This window comes from Pseudomonas sp. MH9.2 (assembly GCF_034353875.1).
In the GTDB taxonomy this organism is placed as follows: domain Bacteria; phylum Pseudomonadota; class Gammaproteobacteria; order Pseudomonadales; family Pseudomonadaceae; genus Aquipseudomonas.
In genome coordinates this window covers 82,257-99,134 of record NZ_CP133784.1, presented here as the reverse complement: position 1 = coordinate 99,134, position 16,878 = coordinate 82,257, and the positions used below count along the sequence as shown (strand labels likewise).

The window sequence follows — 16,878 nt, the reverse complement described above, 5'->3', positions numbered from 1 at the left end:
CCGGATTGATTCAAATCGAGTGGTTGAAAACGTGTCTTTACAGAAAACCGCTTAGAAAAATTCGGTGTAGCGCTTGATCTCCCAATCGGAGACGTGACGGCTGTACTCGACCCATTCCATGCGCTTGAGCTCGATGAACTCGTTGATGATTTCCGAGCCCATCGTTTCGCGGAACAGGGGATCAGCCTCCAGCGCGTCACAGGCTTCCTTGAGGCTTTGCGGCAAAGTGGCGATGCCCCGACCGGCAATTTCTTCCAGGCTCAGCGAGTACAGGTTTTCGTTGCACGGCTCACCTGCGTCCAGCTTGCGGTCAATGCCGTCCAGGCCGGCGGCGATGATCGCTGCGCTGACCAGATAGGGGTTGCAGCCCGCGTCCGGCAGGCGGAATTCAAGGCGACCGTAAGGCACCCGAACCATGGCCGAGCGGTTGTTCGAGCCGTAGGCAACGAACGCTGGAGCCCAGGTCGAGCCTGACAGCGAGCGGCCGACCACAAGGCGTTTGTATGAATTGACGGTGGGTGCGGCGAAGGCACACAACGCAGGGCCGTGAGCCAGAAGACCCGCCGCAAAGTGGTAGGCCATTTTCGACAGGCCCATGCCGCGCGAGTCGCTGGCGTCATGGAACAAGTTCTTGTTCACCGCGTCGGCGATGGACAAGTGGAAGTGCATGCCGTTGCCCGCACGTTTCGGATCAGGCTTGGGCATGAACGAGCAGATCATTCCCAAATCGTTGGCCACTTCGCCGGCGGCCATACGGAAGAAGGTGAAACGATCCGCGGAGGTCAGCGCGTCGCTGTAGGTGTAGTTGATTTCAAACTGACCATTGGCGTCTTCGTGATCGATTTGATAGATGTCGAAATCGACTTTTTGCAGCGCCTCGGTGAGGTTTTCCAGAAACTGCCGCGAACGCGACAAGCCCTTATAGTCGTAGCAGGGTTTGTCCAGGTTATCGCTGGCATCCACGCTGCATAGCTTGCCCTCGGCATCGCGACGGAACAGGCTGAACTCAGGTTCCAGGCCAGTATTGAGGGTCCAGCCGCGTGCATTAAGGCGTTCTACCTGACGCATTAACACGTAACGCGAATCGTAAGGGTGCGGCTCGTTATTGACGTGGCCGACGCAGACGATGCGTCCGTAACCAGGCTGCCATGGCACGGCAGTCAAGGTGCTCAGGTCGCCCTTGGCCATGAAGTCCGGGCCATGGGGTTCCATGCCCATACCACAAATGGCAAAGCCTGCGAAGCCAGCGCCACTGTCGATGACGGTTTGCAGCCCGGAGACCGGTACCGATTTGGTTTTGGCCGAACCGTGGATATCCACGAACTGAGCCAGCACATATTTGATTTTGTGCTCATCGATAATTCGTTGTGTTTCTGGTGGCAACATCACTTGGACTCCTCGAGCAAGGCAAAACAGCGGGATCTGCATCTAGGGTCGGCGTCAGTCGTTAATGATTGCCCAGTGCTAGAATTCGTCTGGACATGACCTGAAGCCGACCCGAGTATTCTCAACAAGAAAGTTACTTTCCTAATGAGAATGCAATTGCCTTGCCAAAATGATTAGCCACGAGGAAATTCTGGGCGTCCTTAATCTTGCAATGCAGGCTTTTCAAGGCTTCGCCAGGGAAATGAGTGTCGCGTGAAGAAAACTTCAGACATGCTGCAGCCGCTCGCGCTGTAAATCGGGCGGACAGCAACAAGGGTGCATCGCACATTCATAGTGCGAAATTTATATTCATGACCGGAAATGAAGCATGAGCAAAGTGATTTCCACCGAGGCCGAGCCACGCTTGAGGCTCGAGCAGTACCTGGGCATGCAAATCAAGCGACAGCGTCAATTGCAGGAACTGAAGATTGCTGATGTCGCACAATTGGCAGGCATCAGCCAAGGCATGCTGAGCAAGATCGAAAATGCCCAGGTTTCCACCAGCCTCGATACCTTGAGCCGCCTGTGCGATGCCCTCGGCATGCCGATGTCGAAGCTGTTCAGCCAGTACGATCAACAAGGCAGTGGCGCCCTGCTTGTGCGCAAAGGCGAAGGGATGCAGGTGGTGCGCCGTGGTACCGAGAAAGGCCACACCTATCACCTGCTCAATCACACCCGTGGCCCGAAGAAGACGTTCGAGGCCTACATGGTCACCATGGACGATGCCAGCGAAGAGTTTCCGACCTTCTCCCATCCCGGCACCGAGTTTCTGCACCTGTTGAAAGGTGAGATCGTCTACCGTCATGGCGATCAGCTCTACCACATGAAACCCGGCGACAGCCTGACCTTCGATGGTGAAGTTCCGCATGGCCCGGAGCAGCTGGTAAAGGTTCCGATTCATCTGCTGTCGATCATGAACTACGGCGACGACTGACCGCTTGGCTTTCGGACATCCAGCAAGCTTCCCCGCCCTCTTTCGCAATGCTTTAGGCGTGCTATAGTGCTGCTTATCTATTTTTAGCACTGCTAAAAGACGGCTTATGAAAAGCTTTTTTCCACTGGAATGCGCCGACAACCTATATAGAATAGGGCTTCTGGTAAAAAGCAGGCGTCTGCAGTCCAGGCTTCGACAAAAAGACCTGGCCCTGTCCCTTTCAATTTCCGAGCAGACGGTACGTAAAATCGAGGGCGGCGACCCCCTTGTGGAATTACGCTCGTTCATGATGGTGCTTTGGCACCTGGGACTCACCCAGGAAGTATTTCGCAGCCTCGACGGCATCGAGTCCTCCTCACAGCTGCAAGCCAATGATCCCCATGCATCGCATCGAGTTCGCCTGGCCAAACCACAAAGTGAGGACTTCTGATGTCCAGGGCCTACGTCTACATGGAGCATCCTGAAACCGCCGAGGTGGTTTCTCTGGGTCGACTGGTCATCGTCAACGGGGTCGGCGAGTTCACTTACGATCCAGAGTACGTTACTACCCGTGGCTGGGTGCCCGACCCGGTTCGCTATCCGCTGCGCAGCGAAACGTTCGGCCCGATAACCAAAAACAAGGGAATACCCGGCTTCATCAACGACGCGATGCCCGATGGCTGGGGTGAGCGGGTCTTGAAAGACATCCATCGACACGCACTGGGGCCTATCGATTACCTGCTGAAATCCCCGAACAATGATCGCGCGGGCAACCTTCTGGCAGGCCAGACGCGCCATCCGCCAACCGGTATCGGACAGGATCCGTTACCGTCGCTCAAGGGCCTCACGCCCTTCATCCAGGCCACCGAAGCCATATTCGATAACCAACTGGATGAAGAGGCGATTCAGACCCTCAAGCTACGCAGGCAACGGTCTTCTCTAGGAGGCGCCCGCCCCAAGCGTACCCTGCAGAACCACGGCGTGCTGATTCTGGTCAAACCCCGTGACCGCTATGATCAGTGCGATATTCCGGCACTGGAACATGCCTGCATGACATTCGCGGCCGGGAAAGGTTTGAATGTCGCCCGTACCGCGCTGTATGCCGAAAAGCCTTCGACCTTGCTGGTGGAGCGTTTCGACCGCATGCCGCCTGCTGACATGAGCGTTCGGATACCGATGCTCAGCGCACTCACCTTGCTCGACGCCGAATGGCACACCACCGACCGCAGCGCTTGGGTCTATGCCTCCGTCGCTAACGAGATGAGTCGCCGTGGTGTGCCGGCGCAAGACCTCCAGGAGTTGTTTAAGCGAATGTGCTTCAACGCCTTGGTGGGCAACGACGACGATCACCCGAAGAATCACGCTATCCTCTGGCTAAAGAGCGGCTGGCGGCTGGCGCCCATGTACGACGTGGTGCCGTGCCTCGAAGGGTATTCTCCGCCCAACCTCGCAATGGCCGTGGGCCGTGAGGGCCGGGTGATCAGTCGCGCCAACCTGTTGAGCCATTGCGCACACTTTGCGCTTACCGCCGATCAAGCGGCCGCGACCCTGGCTGAAGTGATCGCCTGGGAGTCCGATCTACGGACGCACTACAAGCACACCCTCAAAGGGACTGAGTTGATGCTTGCCCTCGCGGCAATCGGCTCGGCACGCATGAAAGCGTAGATCGTTGCCTTACCTCCTCGCAGGTGAGCAACCAGACGTCGCCCCTGCATATCCCCTGATGCGGTGTACCTGACACGCTGCATTCGCAAACACGCCTGCGCGTCCCCGCGACTCGCCACCCTCCCCCGCAAAAAAAACCAAACAGTGCTGGACGCGGATTTTTATTTCACCTATAAAAAGCTCCACAGGAATATTTTATTCGCGTGAGGAATTTTTCTTCATCCCTGAATTTAATCCCCACCCATGAACATTCAGCGTGCATGTCTCCCTGCGAGGACCCGTAATGAGCACCGATCCGGACCACTTCATTTTCAAGATCAGCTGTCCCGCGACGTCGGGTATCGTCGCCGCCGTGACGTCTTTTCTGGCCGACAACCGCTGCTACATCAGCGAGCTGGCCCAGTTCGACGACGAAGAAACCAGCCAGTTCTTCATGCGCGCCGTGTTTCGCTTCAACAGCGGCGTCAAGGGCGACATCGATGCGCTGCGTCTGGACTTCAATGAAGTGGCCACGGCGCTGAATATGGACTGGCAACTGCACTCAGTCGCCAACCCGATGCGCGTGCTGATCATGGTCAGCAAATTCGACCACTGCCTCACCGATCTGCTGTACCGCCACCACAAAGGCGAGATGGACATGCAGATCACCGCCATCGTCTCCAACCACCTGGACCTACGGCCAATGGCCGAGCGCGAGGGCATCCGCTTCATCTACTTGCCAGTGACCAAGGACACCAAGTCCCAGCAGGAAGCCGAGTTGCTGAAAATCGTTGAAGAGACGCAGACCGATCTGGTGGTGCTGGCGCGCTACATGCAAATCCTCTCCGATGACCTGTGCAAGCAATTGTCGGGCCGGGCGATCAACATCCATCACTCGTTCCTTCCGGGTTTCAAGGGTGCCAAGCCGTACCATCAAGCCCACCAGCGCGGGGTCAAGCTGATCGGTGCCACGGCCCACTACGTCACCTCGGACCTGGACGAAGGCCCGATCATCGAGCAGGAAGTGCAACGCGTCGATCATGCGCACAAAGCCGACGATCTGGTGAGTATCGGACGCGATACGGAAACGGTCGCGCTGTCCAAGGCCGTCAAATATCACCTGCAACACCGAGTGTTTATCAATCGCGAAAAAACGGTGATCTTCCGATGAACAGCCCGACTCAACTCGCCCGCGATATCGACGGGAAAGCCATCGCAGCCCAAGTACTCAGTGAAGTTGCTGCCGACGTCCGCGAACTCGCACTGCAACAGGTCACGCCCACGCTGGCCGTGGTGTTGGTGGGCGAAGACCCGGCCAGTCAGGTCTACGTGCGCAACAAGATCCTGCGCGCCAAAGAAGCCGGCATTCGCTCGTTGGAGCAGTGTCTGCCCGCGACCACCAGCCAGGCGCAATTGCTGGCAGTCATCGCCGAATTGAATGCCAACCCTGAGGTCAATGGCATTCTGGTGCAACTGCCGGTACCTGCCCACATTGACGAAGGTGTGGTCATTCAAGCCATCGACCCGGCTAAAGATGTCGACGGTTTCCATCGGCAAAACGTCGGCGGGCTGGTCCAGGGCCAGGACGTGTTGACGCCCTGCACACCTAGCGGCTGCATGCGCCTGTTGCACGACACGTGCGGCGACCTGAGTGGTAAGCATGCAGTGGTCATCGGCCGCTCGAACATCGTCGGTAAACCCATGGCCACCCTGCTGCTGCAAGCCAATTGCTCGGTCACCGTGGTGCACTCGCGCAGCGTCGATGCTGCCGCGCTGTGCCGTCTGGCAGACATCGTAGTGGCTGCCGTCGGCCGCCCGCAGATGATCGACGCCAGCTGGCTCAAGCCCGGCGCGGTGGTGATCGATGTCGGGATCAATCGCATCGACACCGAACAGGGCAGCCGACTGGTGGGTGACGTCGATTACGCCAGCGCCCGCACCGTTGCCAGCGCCATTACCCCGGTTCCCGGTGGTGTCGGCCCGATGACCATCGCCTTTCTGCTGAAAAACACCGTGACCGCCACGCGCAGACAGTTGCTGCGCGCCGCTGAACTCGCGACCACTCACACTTCGCCTCAGGAGGCGTGATGCCATTCAATCTCTTGAAATATGGCCTTTCTGCCGAGTACACGGCAGAAATGGACCTGCCGCCGCCCAAGGAACTCAAGTCCTCCTACGATGTAGTCATCATCGGCGGCGGTGGTCACGGCGTGGCAATTGCCTATTACCTGGCCAAGTACCACGGCATCACTAACGTCGCTGTGCTGGAAAAGTCCTATCTGGGCGGCGGCAATACCGCACGTAACACAGCGGTGATCCGTTCCAACTACCTGACCAGCGAGGGTGTGAAGTTCTACAGCGAGTCGGTGAAGCTGTTCAAGGACCTGTCCAACGAGTTCGACTTCAACATCATGTATTCCGAGCGAGGCCAACTGACCCTGGCCCACACCGACGCCACCGTACGCGCCTTCCGCCAACGCGCGGAAGTGAACAAGCACTTCGGCGGCCGTACGGAAATGGTCGACCGCCAGCAGATTCGCGAACTGGTGCCGAGCCTCAATTTAGACCCCGGGCACCTGCCGGTACTGGCCGGGCTGTGGCATATCGACGGCGGCACTGCGCGTCATGACGCCGTGGCCTGGGGTTATGCCAAGGGCGCAGCGAAACGCGGAGTCGAAATCCATCAGCTGACCGAAGTTCAGGACCTGATCATCGAAAACGGCAGGATCACCGCCGTAAAAACCAACCGCGGCACGATCCAGTGCGGTTGCGCGGTACAGGCCGTGGCCGGGCACAGTTCATTGATGGCCAAAAAAGCCAAGATCGAAATGCCCATCGTCTGCTATCCCCTGCAAGCGATGGTCACCCAACCGTTCAAGCCATTTCTCGACCCATTGGTGAGTTCGTCGGCCCTGCACTGCTATGTGCAGCAGACCGGCCGTGGCGAAGTGGTGTTCGGCGGCGGTTCCGACCCCTACCCGCTGTACAACACCCGCTCGACCCTGGACCTGAAGGAAAGCCTGATTTCCGCTGCTATCGAAATGTTCCCCTTCCTGGCCAACGCCAAACTGATGCGCCAGTGGGCCGGCATCACCGATATGACCCCCGACTACAGCCCGATCATGGGCCTGTCGCCGGTCGAAAACTATTACCTCGACGCGGGCTGGGGCACGTGGGGATTCAAGGCCACGCCGATCTGCGGCAAGACCATGGCCGAACTGGTCGCCTCCGGCGGCAAGGTGCCGGACCTGATCAAACCCTTCGGTCTGGAGCGGTTTTCGACCTTCCAGCAAGTCAACGAGATGGGCGCTACGGCGGCCAGCCACTAAGGGGCAAACCGTATGAAAGTCATGAATTGCCCGCTGAACGGGCCGCGAAACATCACCGAATTCACCTACGGCGGCGAGTTCAAGGACATGCCTGACCCGACCACCTGCAGCGATGCGCAATGGGCACATTACGTGTTCAACAGCGAAAACGCCGCAGGCGTGGTCCGTGAGTGGTGGATGCACAACGCGTCCAGCTACTGGTTCCTGGCCGAACGACACACCGTCACCGATGAAATCCTGCGTACCTTCGATGCCCGGGAAGTCTATAACCAGCGCGTCGAGTTCAGCCCTGCGGAGCACAGCAATGAGCCAGCCTGATTCCACTTTTGAAAGCCGCTTGCCGTTGCCCATGGGCTTGCTGATTGATCGTCAGCGTCCACTGGCGTTCAACTTCGATGGCAAGGCCTATACCGGTTTTGCCGGCGACAGCATCGCCAGCGCCCTGCTCGGCAATGGCCGTTATTTGCTCTCGCGCTCATTCAAATATCACCGCCCTCGCGGACCGTTGACCATGGCCGGGCAAGATGCGAACACCCTGGTGCAACTGCCAGATGAACCCAACGTGCTGGCCGATACCCATTGGCTGCAAGCCGGTGCCGAAGTCAGTGGGCAGAACTACAGCGGCACATTGGACAACGACCGCGATGCGCTGCTGGGCAAGTTCTCACGGTTCATGCCCGTGGGGTTTTATTACCGTTCGTTCTACAAGCCCAAGGGCATGTGGAAAATATGGGAGCCGCTGATCCGCAAGAAAGCCGGGCTGGGCATCCTCAACCTGGACTTCAAACCCGAGTATTACGACAAGGCTTACCTGTTCGTCGACCTGGCCGTGGTGGGTGCCGGTCCCGCCGGTTTGCAGGCGGCACTGACCGCCGCCAATGCCGGGGCCAAGGTATTGCTGATCGAACAACAGCGTCTGCTGGGTGGTGCGCTCACCTATGCACGCTTCGACGTACAGGGCACGCAAGCCGATAAAGTGCGCCAGGCACTGGTAGATGCAGTCAGCCAGCATGCCAACATCCAGGTTCTCACCGAAGCCACGTGTAATGGCTGGTTCACCGACAATTACCTGCCGGTGATCAAAGACAAGCGCATGTACAAAGTGCGCGCCAGCCAATGCATCATCGCCTCCGGCGCTTTCGACCAGCCGGTGATTTTCCGCAACAACGACCTGCCCGGCGTGATGCTGTGCAGCGCAGCCCAGCGCCTGATGAAGCTTTACGCGGTCAAACCCGGCAAGCGTGCGGTGGTCCTTACCGGCAATGACGACGGCTATCGCACCGCCCTGGACCTGATAGAACAGGGTGTCGACGTCGCCGCCGTGGTCGACATGCGCAACAGCGCAGACGATGCGCGCCTGGCTGCAGAGCTCAAACGCCTGGGCATCACCGTGCACCTGCAACACACGGTTTATGAAGCCTTGCACAGTAAGGGCATGCGCCATATCAGCGGCGTCGATGTCCGGCGGATCACACGCCGTGGCGAAGTCGACCAAGGCAGCCTGCAACTCGATTGCGACCTGCTGTGCATGACTGCCGGTTACATGCCGGTCTATCAACTGGCGTGTCAGGCAGGCGGTAAGTTGGCCTACGCCGACCCTTCGGCCGAGTTCGCCATCACTGGCCTGCCGAAAAACCTGGCCATCGCCGGCTCCGTGAACGGTCGTCATCTGCTGGAAAACGTACTCAAGGATGGCGCCAAAGTCGGTGCACAAGCGGCGGCGGCACTGGGACTGTCAGCGGACTATCAGGAGCAGACCTTAAGCCCGGAACAGCGGGTTAACTTCGACTGGCCGATTTTCCCCCACCCAAGTGGCAAGGAATTCGTCGATTTCGATGAAGACCTGCAAATCCGCGACATCATCAACGCTACACGCCACGGGTACCGCGACGTGCAGTTGGTCAAACGCTTTTCCACGGTGGGCATGGGGCCGTCCCAAGGCCGTCATTCCGCCTTGCCAACGGCGCGACTGGTTGCCGCCAGTACCCAGCGCACCGTCAGCGAAACCGGGGTTACCACGGCGCGTCCGCCCTTCGAAGCGGAAAAACTGGCGCATATCGCCGGACGCAGCTTTGACCCGATTCGTCGTACCGCGATTCATAACCGCCACCTGCAAGCGGGCGCGAAAATGATGCCGGCAGGCAACTGGCAACGTCCGGCCTATTACGCTTTCAAGGATGAAAAAGGTCAGCCAGCGACACGTGAACGCTGCATGCAGGAAGAAGCTCTTCACGTACGCCTGGGCGTCGGGCTGATCGACGTCTCGACCCTTGGCGGCTTGGATATTCGTGGCCCGGACGCCGCCGAGCTGCTGGAGCGGATGTACACCTTCGCCTTTGCCAAACAACCCATCGGCCGCACTCGGTATGCGCTGATGACCAACGAACACGGGGTAGTGATCGACGACGGTGTCTGTGCGCGACTGGCCGATCAGCATTTTTATGTCACGGCCACCACCAGCGGCGTCGACCGGATCTACCAGGCGATGCTCAAGTGGAACGTGCAATGGCGTCTGAACGTCGATATCGCCAACGTCACTGCCGCCATCGCAGCAGTCAACCTGGCCGGACCTCACTCGCGCGAAGTACTGGAAAAGCTCTGCGTCGATATCGACCTGTCGCGTGACGCCTTCCCGTATTTGGGCGTGCGTCAGGGCACCGTTGCCGGGATCGCGGCGCGGGTCATGCGCGTCGGTTTCGTCGGCGAGCTGGGTTATGAAATCCATGTGCAGGCACGTTATGCCGAATACCTGTGGGACACGCTGATGGACGCGGGTCAGGCACACGGCATTCGCCCGTTCGGCGTCGAAGCCCAACGTTTGCTGCGCCTGGAAAAGGGCCACGTGATCATCAGCCAGGACACCGATGGCATGACCCATCCGGCAGAGATCGACATGGGCTGGGCCATCTCCCGGAAGAAACCGTTTTTTGTCGGACGCCGCTCCGTGGACATCCTCGAAGCCCAGCCGCTCAAGCGCAAACTGGTCGGTTTCAGCCTGCCCAAAGGCAGCAGTCAGCCACTGGAAGGTCATCTGGTGCTCAAAGGACCGGACATCAGCGGCAACGTCACCTCCTGCGAGTACTCGCCGACGCTGGGCATGATCATCGGTCTGGCGTATGCCGCCGTCGATCAAAGCGTCCCCGGCCAGCAGATTCCGATTCGGGTGGAAGGCGGTGAAGTGGTACAGGCCACGGTGGTCAAACTGCCGTTCTTCGATGTCGACAGCAAACGCCAGGAGTTGTAAGCATGGTCACTCTTAACGCCAAAGATTTTCGCCAGCGCAGCCCTCTGTATACGCTGCAGGCCACCGCCCGACTGGCACGCCTGGGTGACAGCCTGATCGTCAGCCGCTATGCCGAGCAGGACGAAACAGCACAACTGGCCCGCTGCGCCCTGCTTGACCTGAGTAATCTGGCGCGGGTCGGCTTTCGTGGGGTCGATGCCGCTGCGCATCTGCACGCGGAGCAATTCGATCTGCCGACCGCACCCAATCGCTGTGTAACGCAAGGCGATGGCAGCCATGTCGCCCGCCTTTCGCAGACCGAGTATTTCCTGCTGGGCAGTTTTCAGGATGCCGGTGCACGCTTGCAGAAGCTCGAAGACCAGTGGCAGTTATCCGAAAAGGGCTGCTATTTGCTGCCACGTCAGGACAGTCACGCATGGCTGGTGCTGACCGGCGAACACATCAGTTCAGTAATGGCCAAGGTCTGCGGCGTCGATCTGCGCCAACAGGCATTCGCCCCGGGTGCCGTGGCGCAAACCTCAGTGGCACGGATGAGCGCAATCATCATCAACGGCTCGCAACCGGACTTGCCACTGTTCCACATCCTGTGTGATCGGGCTTCGGCCCAATATTTGTGGGACGCGTTACTGGATGCCATGCAGGAGTTTGGTGGCAAGCCTGTTGGGGTCGATGCGTTGTTGGCATAGCCCATGAACGCGAAATAATTCGCCCACAGGAGATCGCAATCCTCTGCAGGAGCAGCCTTCGGCAGCTCCTGCAATGGATTTATGATCGCCGCTGACACCCAGGAGACGCTGTGAACAGCATTGAAGAGCCCTCGCAAGACAGCGATTACCGTGTTCCGGCCCTGCAACGCGGGCTGTGGATTTTGCAGCTGTTCAGCAGCGCCGAACGGGTGCTGAGCATGAACGACATCGCCGAACGCCTGGGGGTCAGCGTGTCGTCGATCTACCGCATCGTGCAGACGCTCAATGGCATGGGCTACCTGAAGAAAGTCGCGAAGAACACCTATGAACTCGGCCCGCAGGTCATCGCCGATGGCTTCACCTACCTGGCCAGCCGCGACTTGGTGGACGTCGCGATCCCCTACCTCAACATCCTGCGTGATCGCAGCTCGCTGTCGTGCCACCTGGCTGTGCGCGAGCAGACCGACAGCGTCTATATCTACCGCGCCTTCGCCTCTCAACGATTGTCGGTCAACGTGCCCATTGGCACCCGGATCGCCTGTCACTGCACGGCGCTGGGCCGGGTGCTGCTCAGCGACGTGAGCGAAGCCACCCTGATCAGCCTGTATCAGCACGTACGCTTGGACGATTACCCGGCACCCGCGCCCAAAACCTTGCCCGAGCTGCAACAAATCGCCGAGCAGGACCGGCAACTGGGCTGGGTACTGCACCGCTCTGACTACTCCACCGCTATCGCCACCGGCATTCGTGATCATCGGGGCGCCGTGGTCGCGGCCATCAACCTGTCCGGGCCAGACGCGATCATGGACAATCCTGAAAATCGCGAACGCTTCAAGAACATGCTGCTGGACAGCGCCCGCCTGATCTCTGCCGAGATGGGTTTCAACGCCTGACACTCAGAGCAGGCTCTTTGCACCCGGCTCTATACCAACAGCAATTTGTAGTGCCATGCGTTTGTTCACCAAGCATAGATCCAGATCAATAAACCCCACGGGCAAGCCGATTACCCTCAGCGGTTTTTGCGACCGACGCTGCCATGACCCTCTCAACCCCGGAACTGCTCGCCCCCGCTGGTACCCTGAAAAACATGCGTTATGCCTTCGCCTACGGCGCAGATGCGGTGTACGCCGGCCAGCCGCGCTACAGCTTACGAGTGCGCAACAACGAATTCGATCACGCCAACCTGGCCCTCGGCATTCAAGAAGCCCAGGCCCAGGGTAAGCGCTTCTACGTGGTGGTGAACATCGCGCCGCACAACGCCAAGCTCAAGACCTTCCTGAAAGACCTGGAGCCGGTGATTGCCATGGCCCCGGACGCGCTGATCATGTCCGACCCTGGCCTGATCATGCTGGTACGCCGACACTTCCCGCAGATGCCGATCCACCTGTCAGTGCAGGCCAACACGGTGAACTGGGCCAGTGTCGAGTTCTGGCAGCAACAGGGCGTGAGCCGGATCATTCTGTCCCGGGAACTGTCCCTGGAAGAAATCGCTGAAATTCGTCAGCAAGTGCCAGCCATGGAACTGGAAGTGTTTGTCCACGGCGCGCTGTGCATGGCCTACTCCGGCCGCTGCTTGCTGTCGGGCTACATGAACAAGCGCGATGCTAACCAAGGTAGCTGCACCAATGCCTGCCGCTGGAAATACTCGGCCCAGGAAGCCACGGAAAATCAGCTCGGCGAGATCGTTCAGACCTTCCAGCCCGAACCGACTCTGGGTACCGGCGCGCCGACCGATCAGGTGTTCCTGTTGCAGGAAGCCAATCGACCGGATGAACTGATGCCGGCCTTCGAGGACGAGCACGGCACCTACATCATGAATTCCAAAGACTTGCGCGCCGTACAGCATGTCGAGCGGCTGACGCAGATGGGCGTGCACTCACTGAAGATCGAAGGCCGGACCAAATCTCACTTCTATTGCGCGCGGACCACTCAGGTCTATCGCCAGGCAATCGACGATGCGGTGGCTGGCCGCGAGTTCGACCGTAGCCTGATGACCGATCTGGAATCCCTGGCTCAGCGCGGCTACACCGAAGGTTTCCTGCGTCGGCATGTGCATGATGAATACCAGAACTACCAGAACGGCAGCTCGGTTTCGGAGCGACAGCAGTTTGTCGGCGAACTGACCGGCGAGCGGCGTGATGGATTGGCCGAAGTAAAGGTCAAGAATCGCTTTGGCCTGGGCGACCACATGGAGCTGATGACGCCCAAGGGCAACTTCCACTTCGATCTGCATCAGTTGCAGAACGTCAAAGGTGAGCCGACCGAGGTTGCACCAGGGGACGGTCATACGGTGTATTTACCAATACCGGATGCGGTGGACTTGCATTTCGGGTTGTTGATGCGGGATGTAAGTGTGAGCTGAAGGCACCCTAATCCCCCCATTGCTGGTGCACCCAAGATCCGGGCATCCATACCGCGAAACCAGCGGTGCCCGGCGTCCATGTAGTAGTGCGCATGCCCGAACTGCCGAACGGTGATGCCCACCGCGTCGTCCTGTCAGGCGGCGACTCCCTCCTGTTTAAGCGCAAACACCGCCGCCTGCCCCCCGCAATACCCATCCTTAACCGGCCAACGCTTCACGTCCCTACCTTCCGTCGTCTTCCCCTTTCATGAACATGCAGCTGGGGCTTGCATACGCAATATTATGGTATACCATCATACAGCGACGCATTCCCCCTCCCTCTTTTCTGGAGCCGCTCATGAGTTTTGAAATTCGCAAAATCGTCAGCTACATCGAAGAAACCTTCATCGAGGGCGGCAAAGCCACCGACACGCCAGTGACCATGGTTGGCTTGGCTGTTGTCATCAAAAACCCATGGTTGGGTCGTGGTTTTGTTGAAGATTTGAAGCCAGAAATTCGGACCAACTGCTCCGATCTGGGCGCACTGATGGTCGAGCGTCTGATTGCCACCATCGGCGGTGCGGACAAGATCGAAGCCTATGGCAAAGCGGCCGTGGTCGGCGCCGATGGAGAAATCGAGCACGCCTCTGCGGTGATCCACACCCTGCGTTTCGGCAACCATTACCGCGAAGCAGTCAAAGCCAAAAGCTACTTGAGCTTCACTAACAAGCGCGGTGGTCCAGGCACGTCGATCCAGATTCCGATGATGCATAAAGACGATGAAGGTCTGCGTTCGCACTACATCACCCTGGAAATGCAGATTGAAGACGCCCCGCGCGCGGATGAGATCGTTGTTGTCCTCGGTTGTGCCAACGGGGGTCGTCTGCACCCACGCATCGGCAATCGTTACATCGATCTGGAAGAACTGGCCGCAGAGAAAGCCCAGTAACCCATAAGATTTGCAGGAGCGATCCATGATTCGGCTCACCGCTGAACGTACCCCGGCCGGCACCAGCTATCTGGCGACCGGCCAAGGCCAACCCGTGGTACTGATCCATGGCGTGGGCCTGAATAAAGAGATGTGGGGCGGCCAGATCGTTGGTCTCGCTCCGCACTACCGCGTGATTGCCTATGACATGCTGGGGCATGGCGCCAGCCCGCGCCCGGAACCAGGCACCGGGCTGCTTGGCTACGCCGATCAGTTACTGGAATTGCTCGACCATTTGCAGCTGCCGCAAGCCACGGTGATTGGTTTCTCCATGGGTGGATTGGTCGCTCGCGCGTTCGCCTTGCACTATCCAGAGCACATGCTCGGGCTGGTGGTGCTCAACAGCGTGTTCAACCGTAGCGCCGAACAGCGCGCCGGGGTCAACGAGCGGACGACTCAAGCCGCCGAACATGGCCCTGATGCGAATGCCGAGGCGGCGCTGTCACGCTGGTTCAGTCGTGAATACCAGGCTGCTAATCCTGGGCAGATTGCCGCGATCCGCCAGACGCTGGCCGGTAATGACCCACAGGGCTATCTGACCACGTATGAGCTGTTCGCCACCCAAGACATGTACCGCGCCGAGGACCTGGGCAGCATTCAGGTGCCGACCCTGATTGCCACCGGCGCGCTGGACCCCGGTTCGACACCGGAGATGGCCCGACAATTGGCTGAACGGATCCCTGGCGCGCAAGTTGCTGTCCTCGACGAGCAACGGCATATGATGCTGGTGGAGTCGCCGCGACTGGTCAACCAGGTGCTGCTGGACTTTCTCGCCTCCGCACAAACCCGACAACACCCAACAAAGGGGAACGTTGCATGACGCTCGCACGCTTCCAAATGTGCATCGACGGCCAATGGGTCGATGCCCTCTCCGGCAAGACCTTCGAAAGCTTCAACCCGGCACTGGCCCAAGCCTGGGCCGAACTGCCCGATGCAGACGAAGCCGATGTCGAGCGCGCCGTCCAGGCTGCGCAAAAGGCATTCGAGAGTCCGGCGTGGCGCGGTCTCACCGCCACCGCTCGCGGCAAACTGCTGCGACGTCTTGGCGATCTGATCGCCGAAAACAAAGAGCAACTGGCGCAGTTGGAAAGCCGCGATAACGGCAAGCTGATCCGCGAGACGCGGGGTCAGGTCAATTACTTGCCCGAGTTTTTTCACTACACCGCAGGCCTGGCCGACAAGCTCGAAGGCGGCACCCTGCCGTTGGACAAGCCCGACCTGTTTGCCTACACCGTGCATGAACCCATGGGCGTGGTAGCCGGAATCATCCCCTGGAACAGCCCGCTGTACCTGACCGCGATCAAGCTGGCGCCAGCCCTCGCGGCCGGCAACACCATCGTCCTCAAGCCCTCGGAACATGCGTCCGCAACGGTTCTCGAGCTGGCCCGTCTGGCTCTGGAAGCGGGTATCCCACCAGGCGTAGTCAACGTTGTTACTGGCTATGGCCCCAGCACCGGTGCAGCCCTGACCCGCCACCCTCTGGTGCGCAAAATCGCCTTTACCGGCGGCGCGGCAACGGCCCGTCATGTGGTACGCAGCAGTGCCGAGAACTTTGCCAAATTGTCGCTGGAACTGGGCGGCAAATCACCGAACATAATCTTCGCCGACGCCGACCTCGACAGCGCGATCAACGGTGCCATCGCCGGTATTTATGCCGCATCCGGACAGAGCTGTGTATCCGGTTCACGCCTGTTGGTCCAAGACGAAATCTACGACGAATTCGTCGAGCGTTTGGTTGAACGGGCCAAGCGGATTCGTATCGGCAATCCGCAGGACGACGCCAGCGAGATGGGCCCGATGGCCACCGCACAGCAATTGGCCGTCGTCGAAGGCCTGGTGGCCGACGCCATCGCCGAAGGTGCTCATCTGCGCCTGGGTGGCAAGCGCCCGCAGATGGACAATGACGGCTGGTATTACGAGCCAACCCTGTTCGAATGTGACCGCAATTCGATGAAGATCATGCAAGAAGAAGTCTTCGGCCCGGTCGCGTCAGTGATCCGTTTCAAGGACGAAGCAGAGGCGCTGACCATCGCCAACGATTCGCAGTTTGGTCTCGCCGCAGGCATCTGGACCCGTGATCTGGGCCGCGCTCACCGCATGGCGCGGGATGTGCGCTCCGGGATCATATGGGTCAACACCTACCGTGCTGTTTCGGCCATGGCGCCCATTGGCGGATTCAAGAACAGCGGCTACGGTCGCGAAAGCGGCATCGATTCGGTGCTGGCCTATACCGAACTGAAAACCGTGTGGATCAACCTGTCGTCGGCGCCGATGCCCGACCCCTTTGTCATGCGTTGAGAGGTGACCT

General features: G+C 59.2%; 15 protein-coding genes. 14 read left to right on the top strand and 1 reads right to left on the bottom strand.

Going from position 1 to position 16,878, the window contains the following annotated elements; translation table 11 throughout:
* Positions 1-51 precede the first annotated feature (51 nt).
* Positions 52-1,386, bottom strand: a complete 1,335-nt coding sequence (gene glnT, locus RHM55_RS00425; protein WP_219059887.1) for a type III glutamate--ammonia ligase — start codon at positions 1,384-1,386, stop codon at positions 52-54.
* Between the two features lie 379 nt (positions 1,387-1,765).
* Here glnT and RHM55_RS00420 point away from each other — a divergent pair, with 379 nt between their 5' ends.
* The 14 genes from RHM55_RS00420 to RHM55_RS00355 all read left to right on the top strand — a co-directional run bounded on the left by RHM55_RS00420 (position 1,766) and on the right by RHM55_RS00355 (position 16,868).
* On the top strand, positions 1,766-2,359 hold the full coding sequence (locus RHM55_RS00420) for a helix-turn-helix domain-containing protein (RefSeq protein WP_322183133.1): 594 nt from the start codon (positions 1,766-1,768) through the stop codon (positions 2,357-2,359).
* A 106-nt stretch (positions 2,360-2,465) separates the two neighbouring features.
* Positions 2,466-2,789, top strand: a complete 324-nt coding sequence (locus tag RHM55_RS00415) for a transcriptional regulator (protein WP_322179009.1) — start codon at positions 2,466-2,468, stop codon at positions 2,787-2,789.
* Positions 2,789-4,003, top strand: coding sequence for a type II toxin-antitoxin system HipA family toxin (locus tag RHM55_RS00410; protein WP_322179008.1), 1,215 nt, complete (start codon positions 2,789-2,791; stop codon positions 4,001-4,003). Before RHM55_RS00415 ends, RHM55_RS00410 begins: the two co-directional genes overlap by 1 nt.
* A 283-nt stretch (positions 4,004-4,286) precedes the next feature.
* Positions 4,287-5,153, top strand: a complete 867-nt coding sequence (purU, locus tag RHM55_RS00405; RefSeq protein WP_322179007.1) for a formyltetrahydrofolate deformylase — start codon at positions 4,287-4,289, stop codon at positions 5,151-5,153.
* Positions 5,150-6,070: a bifunctional methylenetetrahydrofolate dehydrogenase/methenyltetrahydrofolate cyclohydrolase FolD gene (folD, locus tag RHM55_RS00400; RefSeq protein WP_322179006.1), complete on the top strand. Its 921-nt coding sequence runs from the start codon at positions 5,150-5,152 to the stop codon at positions 6,068-6,070. Before purU ends, folD begins: the two co-directional genes overlap by 4 nt.
* Complete coding sequence (locus tag RHM55_RS00395) at positions 6,070-7,311, top strand: FAD-dependent oxidoreductase (protein ID WP_322179005.1); 1,242 nt, start codon at positions 6,070-6,072, stop codon at positions 7,309-7,311. The genes folD and RHM55_RS00395 overlap by 1 nt, the downstream gene beginning before the upstream one ends.
* A gap of 12 nt (positions 7,312-7,323) precedes the next feature.
* Positions 7,324-7,629: a sarcosine oxidase subunit delta gene (locus RHM55_RS00390; protein WP_322179004.1), complete on the top strand. Its 306-nt coding sequence runs from the start codon at positions 7,324-7,326 to the stop codon at positions 7,627-7,629.
* Entirely contained in the window at positions 7,616-10,555 is a 2,940-nt protein-coding gene (locus RHM55_RS00385; protein WP_322179003.1) for a 2Fe-2S iron-sulfur cluster-binding protein, read from the top strand. Before RHM55_RS00390 ends, RHM55_RS00385 begins: the two co-directional genes overlap by 14 nt.
* Positions 10,556-10,557: 2 nt before the next feature.
* The gene (locus RHM55_RS00380; RefSeq protein WP_322179002.1) at positions 10,558-11,241 is read left to right on the top strand and encodes a sarcosine oxidase; all 684 of its coding nucleotides are present in this window, start codon (positions 10,558-10,560) and stop codon (positions 11,239-11,241) included.
* 110 nt (positions 11,242-11,351) lie between these two features.
* Entirely contained in the window at positions 11,352-12,134 is a 783-nt protein-coding gene (locus RHM55_RS00375) for an IclR family transcriptional regulator (protein ID WP_322179001.1), read from the top strand.
* A gap of 143 nt (positions 12,135-12,277) precedes the next feature.
* Complete coding sequence (gene yegQ, locus RHM55_RS00370; protein WP_322179000.1) at positions 12,278-13,603, top strand: tRNA 5-hydroxyuridine modification protein YegQ; 1,326 nt, start codon at positions 12,278-12,280, stop codon at positions 13,601-13,603.
* A gap of 337 nt (positions 13,604-13,940) precedes the next feature.
* Positions 13,941-14,531, top strand: coding sequence for an amino acid synthesis family protein (locus tag RHM55_RS00365; protein ID WP_322178999.1), 591 nt, complete (start codon positions 13,941-13,943; stop codon positions 14,529-14,531).
* A 25-nt stretch (positions 14,532-14,556) separates the two neighbouring features.
* Complete coding sequence (locus RHM55_RS00360; protein WP_322178998.1) at positions 14,557-15,390, top strand: alpha/beta fold hydrolase; 834 nt, start codon at positions 14,557-14,559, stop codon at positions 15,388-15,390.
* Positions 15,387-16,868, top strand: coding sequence for an aldehyde dehydrogenase (locus tag RHM55_RS00355; RefSeq protein WP_322178997.1), 1,482 nt, complete (start codon positions 15,387-15,389; stop codon positions 16,866-16,868). The genes RHM55_RS00360 and RHM55_RS00355 overlap by 4 nt, the downstream gene beginning before the upstream one ends.
* Positions 16,869-16,878 lie beyond the last annotated feature (10 nt).